This window comes from Kitasatospora acidiphila (assembly GCF_006636205.1).
Taxonomy (GTDB): Bacteria; Actinomycetota; Actinomycetes; order Streptomycetales; family Streptomycetaceae; genus Kitasatospora; species Kitasatospora acidiphila.
Genome location: NZ_VIGB01000003.1, coordinates 5649228 through 5665050, shown reverse-complemented (window position 1 = coordinate 5665050; position 15823 = coordinate 5649228). Strand labels below are relative to the sequence as shown.

Below are 15823 nucleotides of genomic sequence, written 5' to 3'. Positions count from 1 at the left end.
CGGTTGGAGCCGGCCCAGGGCCGACTCCCCGGCTTGGGACCATACGCGACCGTCACTGCGCCGCGCAGTCCGCGCCCGCTCGAACAGCAGCGGATTGTCCGGTCTTGTGGCGAGATGACCGGAAAATTGGGAGCCAATTCACAGCCGCCCTGCTACACAGTGCAGCCTCCTTCAGCGGCCCGGGCGCCGGACGCGGCAGAACCTGGCAGAGTAGGGGGAGGACGCGAATGCGCGGACCCACCGGGCGGGAACCAACCAGTCGACCGGTGCGTTGTTACGGGCAGCGCGGTAGCAGGCAAGGAGGAGATCGCATGACGTGCGACCATCTGGTGTGCGCCAACTGCGCGGGCCGCGTGAGCGACGGCCGCTGTCCGGTCTGCCGCGCCCACCGCGCGCGCCTGCAGGAGGAGCAGCAGGGCATGTTCGCCGGGCTCTCCCCCGCAGCGCTGCTCGCGCTGCTGGCGGGGCTGCTCGCGGTGGTGGTGATCTTCCGGCAGGCGCTGGCGTGAGGACTTGATGAGGAAAGGGGCCCCGGATCCGTCCGGGGCCCCTTTTGCTGTGCCTGATCAGTTACCCGGCGGTCTCACGCTGCTTGCGCCACCGGATGCCGGCCTCGATGCCGTGCTTGGTTGTTTATCGAGGCCGACAGCTCCGACCGCCCTTACTCGGCGGTCTCACGCTGCTTGCGCCACCGGATGCCGGCCTCGATGAAGCCATCGATGTCGCCGTCCAGCACGGCCTGCGGGTTGCCGGTCTCGAACTCGGTGCGCAGGTCCTTGACCATCTGGTACGGGTGCAGCACGTAGGAGCGCATCTGGTTGCCCCAGGAGCTGCCGCCGTCCTTGAGCGCGTCCATCGCGGCCTTCTCCTCCTGGCGGCGCCGCTCCAGCAGCTTGGCCTGGAGCACGTTCATCGCCGAGGCCTTGTTCTGGATCTGCGAGCGCTCGTTCTGGCAGGAGACCACGATGCCGGTCGGCAGGTGGGTGATCCGGACCGCCGAGTCGGTGGTGTTGACGCCCTGGCCGCCGGGGCCGGAGGCGCGGTAGACGTCCACCCGCAGCTCGCCCTCGTCGATCGCGACGTGGTCGCTCTGCTCGACGACCGGGAGCACCTCGACACCCGCGAACGAGGTCTGCCGGCGGCCCTGGTTGTCGAACGGCGAGATCCGCACCAGGCGGTGGGTGCCCTGCTCGACCGAGAGGGTGCCGTAGGCGTACGGGGACTTCACGGTGAAGGTGGCGGACTTGATGCCGGCCTCTTCGGCGTACGAGGTGTCGTAGACCTCGGTCGGGTAGCCGTGCCGCTCGGCCCAGCGCAGGTACATGCGCATCAGCTGCTCGGCGAAGTCGGCCGCGTCCACCCCGCCGGCCTCGGCGCGGATGTTCACCAGTGCCTCGCGGGCGTCGTACTCGCCGGACAGCAGGGTGCGGACCTCGAGCTCCTCGACGGCCTTCTTGACCGAGGCGAGCTCGGTCTCGGCCTCGACCTTGGTGTCCGCGTCGGCCATCTCCTCGGCCAGCTCGAACAGGACCCGGACGTCCTCGATACGGCTGCGCAGGGTCTCCACCCGGCGCAGTTCGCCCTGCAGGAAGGAGAGCCGGCTGGTCACCTTCTGCGCGTTGGTCACGTCATCCCAGAGGGCGGGGGCGGCTGCCTCCTCCTCCAGGCGTGCGATATCGGCCTGGATCTTCTCCAGGTCGAGGACGGCCTCGATCGACCCCATGGTCGTTTCGAGGTTCTTGAGCTCTTCGGAAGGATCGACGGCTGCCACGCCACCAGCGTAATGGTTGGCGAGGGGCACCGGGACCGGCCGGTCGCCCTAGACCGCAGCCGACTCCTCATCGGGCGGCCACGCGGGCAGCACGGCGACGCTCGGCGCAGCGGCACCGTGCGGGTGCCCGCCGCTGTGCCCGAAGGCCGCCACGGCCGCCGCCAGGCCCGCCAGCAGCAGCACCGCGGCCACCAGCACCGCCAGGAACCGGCGCCGCCGGATCCGCTCCTGGCGGGTGCGACGGTGCCCGGTTGAGGGCGCCGTCCGCTGGGCGCGCGACTGGGCGGCGTAGCCCGCCAGCTCCTCGGCCGACGGGCGGCGCAGGCTGGTGTGGGTGTCCCGGGTGTCACGGGCCGCGTCGGGGGCCGCCGGGGGCACCAGCGGCACCACCGGGCCGCGCCGGCGGCGGTGGGTGCCGGTGCCGGTCTCGGCCTCCGCGTAGACCGCCTCGGCCAGGGTGGTCGGCTCTCCCCCGGCCTGGCCGGGCGGTGCCCCCACGTCGTCCTGGCTGCGCTGGGCGGGCAGGGCCAGCGGGGGCAGCCCGGCCAGCGCGGGCAGCTGCTCGCGCAGCCGCTCGGCCAGCTCGGCGGCCCGCAGCCGGGAGGCCGGGGCCTTGGCCAGGCACTCGGAGATGATCCGCCACAGGCCGTCCGGCAGACCGGGCACCGGCGGCACGCTCTCGGTGACGTGCCGGCGCAGCACCGCACCGGTGTGGCCGCCGCCGAACGGCGTGAAGCCCGCCAGCAGCTCGTAGAGCACGGTGGCCAGGGCGTAGATGTCGACCGCGGCGCGCGGCTCCAGGCCCTCGATGATCTCGGGGGCCAGGTAGTCGGGGGTGCCGATGATCCGGGTGGCCCTGGTCCGGCGGGGTGCGTCGACCAGCCGGGCGATGCCGAAGTCGGTGAGCTTGGCCCGGGGGGCGCCGCCGGGGCCGGGCGGCGCGGCCAGGTCGAGCATCACGTTCTCCGGCTTGACGTCGCGGTGCACGATGCCGGCCGCGTGCGCGGCGGCCAGGCCGTCCGCGACGTCGGCGATCACCGCGGCGGCGGCCTGCGGGGCGAACACGCCCTCGCGTTCCAGCCGGGAGCGAAGGTCGGTGCCGTGCACCAGCTCCATCACCAGCGCCAGGTCGTCACCGTCCACCACCATGTCGCGCACCCCGACCACCCGGGGGTGGTCCAGGCTGGTCAGCGCGGCCCGCTCCTGGACGAACCGGCCGACCAGCACCTGGTCGCTGGCCAGGTCCTCGCGGAGCAGTTTGACGGCCACCGGTCCATCCGGGCCCTCGCCCAGCCACACGGTGCCGGCGGAGCCCCGGCCGATCACCTGGTGCACGGTGTACCGGCTGCCGATCTTTCGTGCCAATGCTGCTCCGTGGGGGCGGCGGGAGCGCGTCCGGAACGCCGCGGGGGCCCCGGCCGTGCTCGACAGGTCTGTGCGTCGCGGTCCAACCTACGCGCCCGGGGGGCCGGGGTGGGACCCCACGACCCGCCAAAGTCGACAAATTGTCAATCTTGGCCGACCTGCCGGCGGACCGTCAGGAAGCCGGGCGTCACTTCCCGGTGATGGAGTGCCAGGTGCTGCTGACCCAGTTGCTGGCCTGGTCGAACCAGCTGTGCACGTCGTTCCAGTACTGCGGCAGCGGGGTGAAGTTCCACAGCGCCAGCGCCGCGATCGCCAGGATCACCAGCACCATCAGGCAGCCCTTGAGGCAGCCCAGGCCGGGGATGTACATCCGGTTGCGGCTGCGCGGGCGCGGCTCCCGGCTGCGGCGGGGCGCCGGCTCGGGCTCGCGCGGGGCCGGCGGCTCGTAGTAGCGCGGCGGCTCGGGCGCCCGGGCCGGCTCTCCTGCGCCCGTGCGGCCGGGCGCTGCCGCCGGGCGGCCGCCCGAACGGTCGGCGTAGCCCTGGGGGCCGCGCGGCGGCTCGGCGTACCGGTCCTGCCCGGCGTAGCCGCCCTGCTGCGGGCGGCGCGCCTGGTACGGCGGCGGGGCCGTCGGCGGGCGGTCCTGGCGACCCGGCTGGCCACCGCCCTGGTACCCGCGCGGGCGGGCTGCGGCGGCTCGTACTCCTGGGTGGCGAAGACCTGGGTCTGCTGGTTGCGGTCGCGGGCGGCGCGCAGCTGGGTCTGCCAGGGGTGCGGGGCGTCCGTCCCCCGGCCTTCGACCGGGGGGACCCCCATGGCCGGGGGCTGCTGGCTCTGCGGCGGCTGGCTCATCGACTGCTGCGGCGCCATGCCCGGCATCACCCGGGTCGGCGGCATCACCCTGGTGCCCTCGGCGGGCAGCACCCGGGTGCCCTCGGCCGGCAGCACCTGGGTGGCGGCGGCCGGGTCGTACTGCGGGGCGAAGGCCTGGGTCGGGTCGCTGCCGGTGCCGGGCACCTGGGCGGGCTGCTGCGGGGGCACCAGCAGGGCGCCGACCGCGAGTGCCGCGTCCACCGCGGCCGGCGCGGCGTGCACGCCCACCCCGGCGGCGACCACCCGCAGCGCCCGGGCCAGCGAGGTGGCGCTCGGGCGCTGCGCCGGGTCCTTGCGCAGGCAGCGCTCCACCACGATCCACAGCGGCTCGGGCATGGCGGGCGGGCGGGGCGGCTCCTGGGTCAGGTGCGCCTGCAGGATCTGCAGCGCGCCGTCGCCCTGGAACGGCGGGCGGCCGGTGAGCAGCTCGTAGAGCATGATCCCGGCGCCGTAGATGTCCACGGCCTCGGTCTGCGGGCGGCCGGAGGCCGACTCGGGGGCGACGTAGCTCGGGGTGCCGACGAACTCGCTGGTGCGGGTGATGCCCGGGGAGTCGGCGAGCCGGGCGATGCCGAAGTCGGTGAGCATCGGGTGCAGCGCCTCGCCCTGGCCGTCCGGCCCGGGCACGGTGGCCAGCAGCACGTTGGCCGGCTTGAGGTCGCGGTGCACCACGCCGTCCGCGTGGCTGGCGGCCAGCGCGTCGGCGATCTGGGCGGTCAGCAGGGCGGCGGCGATCGGGCTGAGCGGTCCGTTGGTGCGCAGGTAGCGGTACAGGTCCGGGCCGTCCACCAGGTCCATCACCAGGGCCAGCAGCTCGCCCTCCACCACCAGGTCGCGGACCCGGACGATGTTGGGGTGGTTGAGCCGCAGCAGCACCGAGCGCTCGCGCAGGAAGCGCAGCACGATGTCCTGGTCGGCGGCCAGCTCCTCCTTGAGCACCTTGATCGCGACCGGCTGCCCCGGGGCCAGGTCGGCCACCCCCGCGTCCTCGCGGACCCGCCCACGCCAGACGGTGCCCATGGCACCGCGCCCGAGGGTCTCCTCGAGCAGATACTTGCTGCCGACCGGCCGCACCTGGTGCTCTCCTCGCTCCGCTGAGCCCTGCCGCCGGGCGTGCACCCGCGCGTGCGGCAAGCCTAACGGTGCGCGCGCCCCAGCGGCCCGGCCAGCCGGGCGACCGGTGCACGGGCGTTCGAGGCCGCCTTGACCTGATGCCCCGTCCGCTCCACCATGACCATGATCACAAGATCGTCAAATCCGGTACGGTGCGCGGACTGTCAGTCCCGGGTGGCAGGATGAGGCAAGCACCACTGCGGCGCACTCCTGCGGTCCACCGCGCATCACGAGCAGAGGGGAACCCCGGGCGAGATGCAGATCCGGCTGACGGTCCTGTGGCCCCGTGCCGGCTCCGGCACGCCCGCGGCCAAGACCGATGTCCTGGTCACCGCCCCGGTCGGCACGGCGCTCGGCGCCCTCTCGGTGGCCCTGGCCGGCGCGGTGGGCGTGCGCGGCCCGCGCAGTGCCACCCATGTGCACCTCTACGCCGGGTCGAAGCGGATCGACGACCGCACCCCGCTCGGCCATCCGCCGCTGCTCGACGGCGCCGTGCTCACCCTCGGCGAGCCCGACCCGGCCGCCGACACCGCCCACCTGTCCGACGCGGCCGTCGAGCTGCGGGTGGTCGGCGGGCCGGACGCCGGCGGCGTGCACCGGCTGACCGGCCGTCAGATCAGGCTCGGCCGTTCCAGCGAGGCGGACATCGCGCTGGACGACCCGGACGTCTCCCGGATGCACCTGGCGCTGCGGCTGGCCGACCCCGGCTCGACTGGCACCGTCACCGTGCACGACCTGGGCTCGACCAACGGCACCGTGCTGGACGGCCACCCGCTCACCGAGGAGCCGCACCCGCTGCCCGAGGGCGCGCTGCTGCGGCTCGGCGAGTCCACCGTGCTGCTCGCCGCCGCCCCGGGCCCCGAGCAGTCCCGCCCCACCACGCCTGACGGCCAGGGCCACCTCCAGGTCAGCCCGCCGCCCCGCACCCCCGCCCCGGCCCTGGGAGCCGCCGCGGCCGGGCGCCGGGGGAGCCCGGCCGCGCCGCCCGCCGACGGGCCGCCGCCCGCCGCCCCGAGCAGCCGCGCCCGCTCCCTGCTCTCCCGCACCCTGGGCCGCGCCGCCGCGCCCACCGCCCCGGCCGACGCCGCCCAGCAGCACCTGCGCGCCCGGGACCGGCAGGCCGCCGCCCTGCGCGAGCGGTTCCCCGACCCCGCCGCGCTGCTGCTGACCGCGCTCGGCCCCGGCCCGCGGCTCTGGGAGCGGCTGCCGGCCCACCCCGACGGGCTGGTGCTCCGGCTGGGCACCGGCGACCTGCCAGGTGGCCCCGGCACCGCGCCGGGCGACGTGCTGCCCGCCGTCCCGGTCACCGTGGACCTCACCGCGGTCGGCAGCCTCGGCCTGGCCGGCCCGCGCGAGCGGCTGCTGGGCCTGGCCCGCGCGCTGCTCGCCCAGCTGGCCGTGCTGCACCCGCCGAGCGGCCTGAGCGTCGTGGTGCTGAGCGCGGACGGCCGGCTGGACTCCGAGCAGCGTGCCGAGGACTGGTCCTGGGCCCTCTGGCTGCCGCATCTGCGCCCCACCCGCGGGCAGGACTGCCGGTTGCTCTTCGGCCTCGACGCGGCCCAGGCCGAGCAGCGGCTGACCGAACTGCTGGCCGCCGTGGCCGGGGGAGAGCCATGGCGGGGGAGAGCCGGCCGGCCCCACCGTGGTGCTGGTGGACGGCGACCCGGGTTCCGAGCCGGGCCGCGCGGCCCTGGCCCGCCTGCTGCGCGAGGGGCCGGGCGGCGCGGTGTTCCCGGTCTGGCTGACCGAGAGCCCCGACCAGCTGCCGGCCGGGCTGGGTGCCACCGCCGTCCTCACCGGCGAGGTGGCGACCCAGCTCACCCTGCGCGGCCCCGCCCAGGTCGAGGCCGTCGCGCTGGACGCCGTCTCTACCGCCTGGGCCGAGCGGCTGGCCCGGGCGCTGGCCCCGCTGCGGGAGACCGCGCCGGTGTCCCGGGGGCCGATCCCGCAGGCCCTGCGCCTGCTGGACCTGCTCGAACTGGACACCGTCACCCCCGCCAAACTGTCGGCCCGCTGGGAGAGCCTGCCGAGCACCACCGGCACCGCCAGTGCACTGCTCGGCACCACTCGGGACGACCTGTGCACGGTCGACCTGGCCACCGCCGAGCTGCCCGAGCAGCAGCACCTGCTGGTCGGCGGCGCCCGGGGCGCCGGCAAGAGCGAGCTGCTGCGCACCCTGGCCGCCTCGCTGGCGGTCGGCGAGCGGCCCGACCGGCTCTCCCTGCTGCTGATCGGCGGCCGCGGCCCCACGCTCGCCGCCTGCGCCGAACTGCCGCACGTCACCGGCTCGTTGGACGTCACCGCCGATCCCCGCCAGGCGCTGCTCACCGCCGAGGCGCTGCTGGACGAGCTGGAGCTGCGCGAGGAGCTGCTCCGCGGCCGTTCGTTCGCCGCCGCGTACGCCGAGCAGGCGCTGAGTGCCAAGGTCGTCGCCCCACGCGGGACCGGCCCCACCGCGCCCGTCCCGCACGCCGCCCTGACCACCGTCGCCGCCGCACCGCCGCGCCTGGTCCTGGTGGTGGACGACTACGACGCGCTGCTCGCCCGCACTCCCCCGCCGGCCGCCCGCTCGCCCGGGCGCTGGCCGCCGTCGCCGAGCGCGGCGGCCGGCTCGGTGTCCACCTGGTCGCCGCCACCGGCCGCCCCGAGCTGACCGCCGGCACCGAGATCGACGACGCCGCCCAGTGGCGGATCGCCCTGCGCACCGACCACCCGGCCGACTCCGACCTCCTGGTGCACGTGGACGACGCGGCGGGGCTGCCCGACACCACCCCGGGCCGCGGCTACCTGCGCCGCCCCGACGGCGCCGTGCTCGCGTTCCAGACCGCCCGGATCACCGGCCGGATCCCCCGCACCGCCACCCTGCGCCCCACCGTGGTGGCGCTGGACCCGGCCCAGCTCGGCACCCCGCCGACCCGCCGCCCGGTCCGCGAGCTGGGCAACGGGCCGACCGACCTGGCGCTGCTGGCGAGCGCCCTGCAGCGGGCGGCGCAGGGGTAGCGGCTACTGCGGCCGGTCGCCGGCCCGGTCGACGGCGGCGCGCTGCAGGACGGCGGACTGACCGAGCAGGTCGCCGGCCTTGCCGTAGCTGCCGTCCTTGACGACCACGTAGCGCTCGCCCAGGAACTCGTAGCTGTTCGGATCGAAGATCCACTGCCACTGGACGCCCTGGTACTCCTCGGCCACTGCGACACCGTGCCGCCCCTCGGCGTCGGTGCTGTCGCCGAGCAGGGTCACGCCGGGGATCTGCGCGGCGGCCCGGTAGAGCGCCGAGTAGAGCGCCGGCGGCGCGATCTGGCCGCGGAGCAGGTGGCCGATCTCGCTGAAGACGTTCATGTCCGGGCCGTACGCGTGGTCGTTGGCCTCGTGCTGGTAGATCTGCTTCAGCAGGACGTCCGGGTCGGTGGGGAGGGTCACCAGGTAGCTGTAGGTCGGCGCGTCCAGCGACGGGTCCTTGATCGGCTCTGTGGTGGACCGGGGGCTCAGCCGGTCATTGGGATCGATCACCAGGCCGGGCTTGCTTCCGTCGGCGGAGGTCCAGCTCTCCGTCTGCCGCATCGGGTTGAGCTGCACGGTGATCTGCTTGCCGTTCATGGTCATCGTGCTGTCCTGCAGCAGCGTCTTCACGTAGGCGAACTGGTCGTTGCGCACCGTGAGTGCCGGCTCGGCCGCCGCGACCTGGGCCACCCGGTCCAGCAGTTCGGCCGCCGTGGCGGGTGCTGCCGGGGCCGCCTTGGCGGGCCCGCCGTTCGTCACACCGCCGTTGTTGGCCAGCACCAGGGCCAGTGCCAGCCCGCCCGCCACCACCGGCAGCGCCATCCAGCCGAGCCTGCGGCGCGGCCTCGGCGCGGCGGCCGGGGACGGGGCGGCGGTCACGGACGGGTCCGGAGTGATCTCGTTCATCAGGTGCTCCCTCAAAAGCCGTCGGCGGTCGGCGGAGAGCACCGGCTCGGCAGCCGGCGGAAGCATCCGCCGCAGCCGCTCCAGGTCGTCGTTCTCGTTCACCGGATCTGCTCCTGTATCGACCGGGCCACGTGACCGTGGCCACCCCGTACCTGTCCGATGCCGCGATCGGGTTCCAGTTCCCGCGCGGTCAGTTCACGCAGTCTGCTGCGGGCCCGGGAGAGCCGGGAGCGGACCGTGCCGACCGGGATGCCGAGGGCCTCGGCGGTGGCCGCGTACTCCAGCCCGGACCAGACGCAGAGCAGGAAGACCTCCCGGTCGGCGCGCCGCAGCCGGGCCAGGGCCCGCCGCGCGGCGGCCAGTTCGGCGTCGGCGTCCAACCGGCCGGCCAGCTCGTCGGCGAAGTCGGGCACCGTCTCGCGGGCGGGCAGCCGTGCCAGTGCGGCCCGGTGCCGGCGGGCCGCCCGGGTGGTGTTGCGCAGCACGTTGGTGGCGATGCCGAACAGCCAGGGCCGCACGCCCTCGCCCTCCTCGTGCAGCTTCTCTCTCAGCCGCCAGGCCTCCAGGAAGGTCAGCGAGACGGCGTCCTCGGCGGCGGCCCAGTCCCCGAGGGTGCGGACCGCGTACCCGTACAGCGCTGATGCGTGCTCATCGAAGATCTCCCCGAACGCGCTCTGGTCCCCGGCGCGCAGCCGGGAGCGTAATGACAGTTCCACACCCCTACCTGTCCGCTCGCGCCACCGGGTTCCCATGGAAACGACGGAAGGGGCCGCACCCCCCCGGTGGGAGGGCGCGGCCCCTTCGGCTACCGCTCGGATCAGCCCATCGAGCCGGTCCGCAGCAGGGTGCGGATCACCCGCATGGCGACCGAGAGGCTGGACAGCTCGTAGGTGTCCGAACCCCTTATGTCGTCCAGCGTGGTCTTGGCCCGGGTCAGCAGGTTGCCGTTGAGCTCGGTCCAGGCCTCGTAGCGCTCGGACGGCGTGGCCTCCGGCGCCCCGCAGGCCAGCACGTCGGCGGTGAGCTGGGCGTGCGCCGCGAACAGGTCCTCACGGATCGAGGCGCGGGCCATCGAGGACCACCGGTCGGTGCGCGGCAGCTCGATGATCCGGTCCAGCAGGTGGGCGATGCCCAGGCGGTCGGCCAGGTCGTAGTAGAGCTCCGCGACCTGGGTGACGTCCTTGCCGGCCCGGTCCGCGACCACGGTGACGTCCAGGGTCGGGAAGGCCGAGGAGAGGCCCGCCACCCGGGTGGCCAAGCTGTCCGGGACGCCCGCCTCGGTCAGCTCGCCGTAGATCTTCTGGAACCAGGCCTGGTCCTCGCCGGTCAGCGGCTTGGGCAGGCTGCTCCACACCTGGTCCACCCGCTCCTGGAAGAACGCGATGGTCCCGGCGATGTCCAGCGGCTGGCGCCGGTTGTTGAGCATCCAGCGGGTGGCCCGCTCGACCAGCCGGCGCGAGTGCAGCCGCATCCGGGTCTGCACCGCGGCCGGCACCTGGTTGTCCAGGTCCTCGACCGAGTCCCAGATCTGCTCCAGGCCGAACACCGCCCGGGCCGCGGTGTGGGTGCGGGCGATCTCCTCGTAGGTCGCGCCGGTCTCCTCGCGCAGCCGGAAGGCGAAGGTGCAGCCACCGCGGTTGATCGTGTCGTTGACGATCAGCGTGGTGATGATCTCCCGACGCAGCGCGTGGTCGTCCACCGCCTCGGTGAACTTGTCCCGCAGCTTGGTCGGGAAGTAGAGGTGCAGGGTGTCGCGGAAGTACGGGTCGTCGGGCAGCCCGGTGGCGAGCAGCTCGTCGGCCAGCGTGATCTTGGTGTAGGCGAGCAGCACCGCGAGCTCGGGCTGGGTGAGGCCGTAGCCGGCCGCCTGGCGGTCCTTCAGCTGCTTCTCGCTGGGCAGGAACTCCAGCGCCCGGTCGAGCTGCCCGTCGGCCTCCAGCTTGTTGATCATGCGCGAGTGCACATTGACCATGCTGTGCGCCTGGGCCACCGCGTTGGCCAGCACCACGTTCTGCGCGTAGTTGTTGCGCAGCACGAGCTCGCCGACCTCGTCGGTCATCTCGGCCAGCAGCTGGTTGCGCTGCTTCACCGTCATGTCACCGTTGGCGACCACCTGGTTGAGCAGGATCTTGATGTTCACCTCGTGGTCCGAGGTGTCCACACCGGCCGAGTTGTCGATCGCGTCGGTGTTGATCCAGCCGCCGGTGCCGGCCGGGCCGCCGGCCTGGGCGTACTCGATCCGGCCCAGCTGGGTGCAGCCGAGGTTGCCGCCCTCGCCGATCACCCGGGCCCGGACCTGGTTGCCGTTGACCCGGATCGCGTCGTTGGCCTTGTCGCCGACGTCCGCGTTGGTCTCCCGCTCGGCCTTGATGTAGGTGCCGATGCCGCCGTTCCAGAACAGGTCGACCGGGGCCTGCAGGATCGCCTTCATCAGCTCGGCCGGGGTCAGCTTGGCCGTCTCGATGCCGAGCGCCGCACGGACCTGCGCGGACAGCTGGATCGACTTGGCGCTGCGCGGGAAGACCCCGCCGCCGGTCGAGATCAGCGACTTGTCGTAGTCGTCCCAGGAGCTGCGCGGCAGGTCGAAGAGGCGACGGCGCTCGGCGTAGGAGGTCGCCGCGTCCGGGTTCGGGTCCAGGAAGATGTGCCGGTGGTCGAAGGCGGCCACCAGCCGGATGTGCTCGCTGAGCAGCATGCCGTTGCCGAACACGTCACCGGACATGTCGCCGATGCCGACCACCGAGAAGTCCTCGGTCTGGGTGTCCACGCCCAGCTCGCGGAAGTTGCGCTTGACCGACTCCCAGGCGCCGCGGGCGGTGATGCCCATGCCCTTGTGGTCGTAGCCGGCCGAGCCGCCGGAGGCGAAGGCGTCGCCCAGCCAGAAGCCGTACTCCTCGGCCACGCCGTTGGCGATGTCGGAGAAGGTGGCGGTGCCCTTGTCGGCGGCGACGACCAGGTAGGTGTCGTCCTCGTCGTGGCGGACCACGTCGGCCGGGTGGACGACCTGGCCGGCCTTCAGGTTGTCGGTGATGTCCAGCAGCGCCGAGATGAAGGTCTTGTACGCCGAGATGCCCTCGGCCAGCCAGGCGTCGCGGTCCACCGACGGGTCCGGCAGCTGCTTGGCGACGAAGCCGCCCTTGGCGCCGACCGGCACGATCACGGTGTTCTTCACCATCTGGGCCTTGACCAGGCCCAGGATCTCGGTGCGGAAGTCCTCGCGCCGGTCGGACCAGCGCAGGCCGCCGCGGGCGACCTTGCCGAAGCGCAGGTGCACGCCCTCGACCTGCGGCGAGTAGACCCAGATCTCGAAGGCCGGGCGGGGCGCCGGCAGGTCCGGGATGGCGTGCGGGTCGAACTTCATCGACACGTACGGGTGCCACGCGCCGGTCGCGGTGCGCTGGAAGAAGTTGGTCCGCAGGGTGGCCCTGATCAGGTGCAGGAAGGACCGCAGGATCCGGTCCTCGTCCAGCGAGACGACCTCGTCCAGGGCGCCCGCCAGCTCCTCCAGGATGGCCTCGCCCAGCTCGGCCGCGCCGTGCTGGTGGCTCGGGCTGAGCCGGGCCTCGAAGAGGTTGACCAGCAGCCGGGTGGTGTGGGCGTTGTTGCGGAGGGCGTCCTCCATGTAGTCCTGCGAGAAGGTGCTGCCGGCCTGGCGCAGGTACTTGGCGTAGGCGCGCAGCACCACGGCCTGGCGCCAGGTCAGCCCGGCGGTCAGGATCAGGCCGTTGAAGCCGTCGTTCTCGGCGCGGCCCATCCAGGTGGCGGCGAAGGCCTCCTGGAAGCGCTCGCGGGCCTCGTCGGTGAGATCGGCGGCCTCGCGCAGCTTCAGGCCGAAGTCGTAGACCCAGGCGGTGGTGGCGTCCGAGCGGCGCAGCGCGTAGGGGTGCTCGTCCAGCACCTCGACGCCCAGGCGCTGGAGCACCGGGAGCACCTCGGTCAGCGAGATCGGGCCGCCGACCCGGTAGATCTTGAAGCGGCGCTCGTCGTCGCCGGCGCCGACCGGCTGGTAGAGGTTGAGCCGGAAGTCGCCCTCGCCGTGCAGCGACTCGATCTGCTTGAGGTCGGCCACCGCGGTGCGAGCGGTGAAGTCGGCCCGGTAGCCGTCGGGGAAGGCGTTGGCGTACTTGGGGGCCAGCTCGGCGGCGCGCTCCTCGCCCAGCTCGGTGTGCAGCTGGTCGTTGAAGCCGTCCATCCAGAACCGGGCGGCCTCGGCCAGCTTGGCCTCGATCCGCTCGACCTCGGACTCGGCCAGCTCGGCGAGCTCGCCGCCCGGGGCGACCCGGACCACGAAGTGCAGGCGGGTCAGCACCGACTCGGTGGCGTAGACCGTGTAGTCGATGGTGGCGCCGTTGAGCTCCTGCATCAGGATGTCCATCAGGCGCAGCCGGATGCGGGTGGTGTAGCGGTCGCGCGGCAGGTAGACCAGCGCGGAGAAGTAGCGCCCGTACTCGTCCTGGCGCAGGTACAGCCGCAGCTTCCGGCGCTCCTGCAGGTAGAGCACGCTGGTGGCGATCTGCTGCAGCTCGTCGGCCTGGGTCTGGAAGATCTCGTCCCGCGGGAAGGTCTCCAGGATCTGCAGCAGGTCGCGGCCGTCGTGGCTCTCGGCGGAGAAGCCGGAGTCGGTGACGACCTCCTGGACCTTGCGGCGGACCACCGGGATCCGGGTGACCGACTCGGTGTAGGCGGCGGAGGAGAACAGGCCGAGGAAGCGGCGCTCGCCGATCACGTTGCCCTGGGCGTCGAACTTCTTGACGCCGACGTAGTCGAGGTAGGCCGGGCGGTGCACGGTGGCCCGCGAGTTGGCCTTGGTCAGCACCAGCAGCTTCTTCTCGTGCGCCTTGGCGCGGACCGGCGCGGAGAGCCGGCCGAAGGACTCGCTGACCGGGTGGTGGTCGGTGTCGTGGCTCACCGGGTCGGAGCGCAGGATGCCCAGGCCGGTGCCGGCCAGCGCCCGCAGCACCTCCTCGCCCTCGTGCTCGACCAGGTCGTACTCGCGGTAGCCGAGGAAGGTGAAGTGGTCGTCGGCCAGCCAGCGCATCAGCTCCCAGGCCTCGCCGACCTCCTGCTCGGGCAGGTGGGCCGGGGGCTGCTCGGCGAGCTCGTCGGCCAGGCGCAGCGCGGCGGTGCGCATCTTGGCCCAGTCCTCCACCACCTCGCGGACGTCGCCCAGCACCCGGCGCAGGTCGGCCTCGATGGCGCGCAGGTCGGTGCGGTCGCTCTCGCGGTCGATCTCGATGTGCATCCAGGACTCGACCGTGGCGTCGGCCGGCCACTCGGCGCCGCCGGCCTGGCTGCGCGCGCAGGCGTCGACGTCCAGGATCTCCAGCAGCTTGCCGGTGATGTCACGGCGGACCACCAGCTGGGGGTGGATCACCAGGTGGATGGCGCGGTTCTGGCGGGACAGCTCGTTGGTCACCGAGTCGACCAGGAACGGCATGTCGTCGGTGATCACCTCGACCACGGTGTGGCCGCTGGACCAGCCGTTCTCGTCCACGGTCGGGGTGGAGACCCGCACCTCCGCGGTGCCCTGCGGGCGCTTCAGGCCGAGGCGGTAGTGGGAGGCCGCCGCACCGTACACATCGACCGGGTCCCGGTCGACGAGGTCCTCGGGAGCGGTGTGGAGGTAGTAGTGGTGCAGGTACGTGGTCAGAGCGCCGTTGCTCAGACCCTCGCCGGGCGCCGCTCCCCCCACCTGGCTGTGCTCGGCGGCCTCCGCCGCCTTGACGAGCAGTTCGGCCTTCGCCGCGTCCAGCTTGGTCTGCATGGCTGTTTGGCTCCTGTCGCGCGCCGTTGCGTGACTCGGTGGTGTCGGGTGTACACCGCCGGGCCCGCCCAATCCTCCCGCACCGATTGTGGAGAGGTACTCAAGGCGCGCTTAAAGAACACCTCGCCCGGGTATTAGAAGCCTTTTCGGCCTCTGGGATCGGTCCCGACGACGCCAGCCAGCCTAACCGTAGGAAACCAAGGTGTCAGGGGACAGGGAGGCACAATCCCGCAGGGAGAGTGCCCTTACCTGGACACATTGGCCACATTGGTCCCACCCGCCTCGCCGCGTCTTCTCGCTGACCAGTGGCGATGCGACGACGGCGGGGTCGGATGGTCGGTTCATCTGCGGAGCGCCGACGGGCTCACCGGGCCAGCGCGCGGGCCAGCTCCACGGCCTCCGCCAGGCTGTCCACCACCGGCACTCCGACCGGCTCCAGATTGGCGCGGATGTGCGACCCACCGGTGTAGAGCACCGCGTGCACGCCGGCCTCCCGGGCCGCCAGCGCGTCATCGGCCGCGTCCCCGATCACCACCGTGCGGGCCGGGTCGACGGCCTCGCCCAGCGCCTGCAGATGGCGGACCATGGAGGCCGCCTTCTGCCCGTGCGAGGGACCGGTGCGGCCGTCCACCCGCAGGAAGTGGCTCTGGATGCCGTACCGCTCGACGACCGGGCCCAGCCGCTCGTGCTCGTACATCGACAGCAGCGACTGGGTGTGGCCCTCGGCCGCCCAGCCGGCCAGCAGCTCGGGCACGCCGTCGGTCAACCCGGACACCCGGCTCAGCTCGGCGTAGCTGCGCTGGAAGGCCGAGTCCAGCTCCTCCCACTGGGCGCCGCTCGGCTGGAAGCCCAGCACCCGCTGGTAGAACCGCGGGATGGGGATCTCGTACTTCTGCCGGTACTCGGTGAGGCTCAGCGGCGCGCCGCCGACCGTGGCGAAGGCCGCGTTGCTGGCGCCCACCACGGCCGCCATGTCGTTCAGCAGGGTGCCGTTCCAGTCCCAGACGATATGAGTTCGCACCCGGGCACGGTAA

The 15823-nt window shown here is 73.3% G+C and carries 11 protein-coding genes and 1 pseudogene; 4 read left to right on the top strand and 8 right to left on the bottom strand.

Annotation, left to right across the window (positions count from 1 at the left end; translation table 11 throughout):
* The first annotated feature begins 311 nt into the window (after positions 1 to 311).
* The gene (locus tag E6W39_RS26895; protein WP_101381586.1) at positions 312 to 509 is read left to right on the top strand and encodes a hypothetical protein; all 198 of its coding nucleotides are present in this window, start codon (positions 312 to 314) and stop codon (positions 507 to 509) included.
* 152 nt (positions 510 to 661) lie between these two features.
* Here the strand turns inward: E6W39_RS26895 and prfB are convergent, their stop codons facing one another.
* The 4 genes from prfB to E6W39_RS26880 form a co-directional block, all read right to left on the bottom strand.
* Positions 662 to 1771: a peptide chain release factor 2 gene (gene prfB, locus E6W39_RS26890; protein WP_101381585.1), complete on the bottom strand. Its 1110-nt coding sequence runs from the start codon at positions 1769 to 1771 to the stop codon at positions 662 to 664.
* A gap of 48 nt (positions 1772 to 1819) precedes the next feature.
* The gene (locus E6W39_RS26885; RefSeq protein ID WP_141635705.1) at positions 1820 to 3136 is read right to left on the bottom strand and encodes a serine/threonine-protein kinase; all 1317 of its coding nucleotides are present in this window, start codon (positions 3134 to 3136) and stop codon (positions 1820 to 1822) included.
* A 187-nt stretch (positions 3137 to 3323) separates the two neighbouring features.
* Entirely contained in the window at positions 3324 to 3467 is a 144-nt protein-coding gene (locus tag E6W39_RS44275; RefSeq protein WP_407658473.1) for a hypothetical protein, read from the bottom strand.
* The gene (locus tag E6W39_RS26880) at positions 3467 to 5083 is read right to left on the bottom strand and encodes a serine/threonine-protein kinase (protein WP_407658472.1); all 1617 of its coding nucleotides are present in this window, start codon (positions 5081 to 5083) and stop codon (positions 3467 to 3469) included. Before E6W39_RS26880 ends, E6W39_RS44275 begins: the two co-directional genes overlap by 1 nt.
* 294 nt (positions 5084 to 5377) lie before the next feature.
* Between E6W39_RS26880 and E6W39_RS43680 the strand changes: the two are divergent.
* From E6W39_RS43680 to E6W39_RS43670, 3 genes and pseudogenes are all read left to right on the top strand, one after another.
* Positions 5378 to 5905 (top strand): annotated as a pseudogene (locus E6W39_RS43680) (FHA domain-containing protein); the annotation flags it as partial.
* Positions 5906 to 6773: 868 nt separating this feature from the next.
* On the top strand, positions 6774 to 7775 hold the full coding sequence (locus E6W39_RS43675) for an FtsK/SpoIIIE domain-containing protein (protein ID WP_228718376.1): 1002 nt from the start codon (positions 6774 to 6776) through the stop codon (positions 7773 to 7775).
* 86 nt (positions 7776 to 7861) lie between these two features.
* A complete protein-coding gene (locus E6W39_RS43670) occupies positions 7862 to 8122 on the top strand; it encodes a hypothetical protein (protein WP_228718375.1) in 261 nt (86 codons plus the stop codon).
* Positions 8123 to 8125: 3 nt separating this feature from the next.
* Here E6W39_RS43670 and E6W39_RS26870 read toward each other — a convergent pair whose 3' ends face one another.
* From E6W39_RS26870 to E6W39_RS26855, 4 genes are all read right to left on the bottom strand, one after another.
* The gene (locus tag E6W39_RS26870; protein ID WP_141635704.1) at positions 8126 to 9127 is read right to left on the bottom strand and encodes a CU044_5270 family protein; all 1002 of its coding nucleotides are present in this window, start codon (positions 9125 to 9127) and stop codon (positions 8126 to 8128) included.
* Positions 9124 to 9777, bottom strand: coding sequence for an RNA polymerase sigma factor (locus E6W39_RS26865; protein ID WP_141635703.1), 654 nt, complete (start codon positions 9775 to 9777; stop codon positions 9124 to 9126). The genes E6W39_RS26870 and E6W39_RS26865 overlap by 4 nt, the downstream gene beginning before the upstream one ends.
* A 65-nt stretch (positions 9778 to 9842) precedes the next feature.
* Positions 9843 to 14789: an NAD-glutamate dehydrogenase gene (locus tag E6W39_RS26860; RefSeq protein WP_141635702.1), complete on the bottom strand. Its 4947-nt coding sequence runs from the start codon at positions 14787 to 14789 to the stop codon at positions 9843 to 9845.
* A gap of 364 nt (positions 14790 to 15153) precedes the next feature.
* Entirely contained in the window at positions 15154 to 15810 is a 657-nt protein-coding gene (locus E6W39_RS26855; protein ID WP_141635701.1) for an HAD family hydrolase, read from the bottom strand.
* Positions 15811 to 15823: the final 13 nt, after the last annotated feature.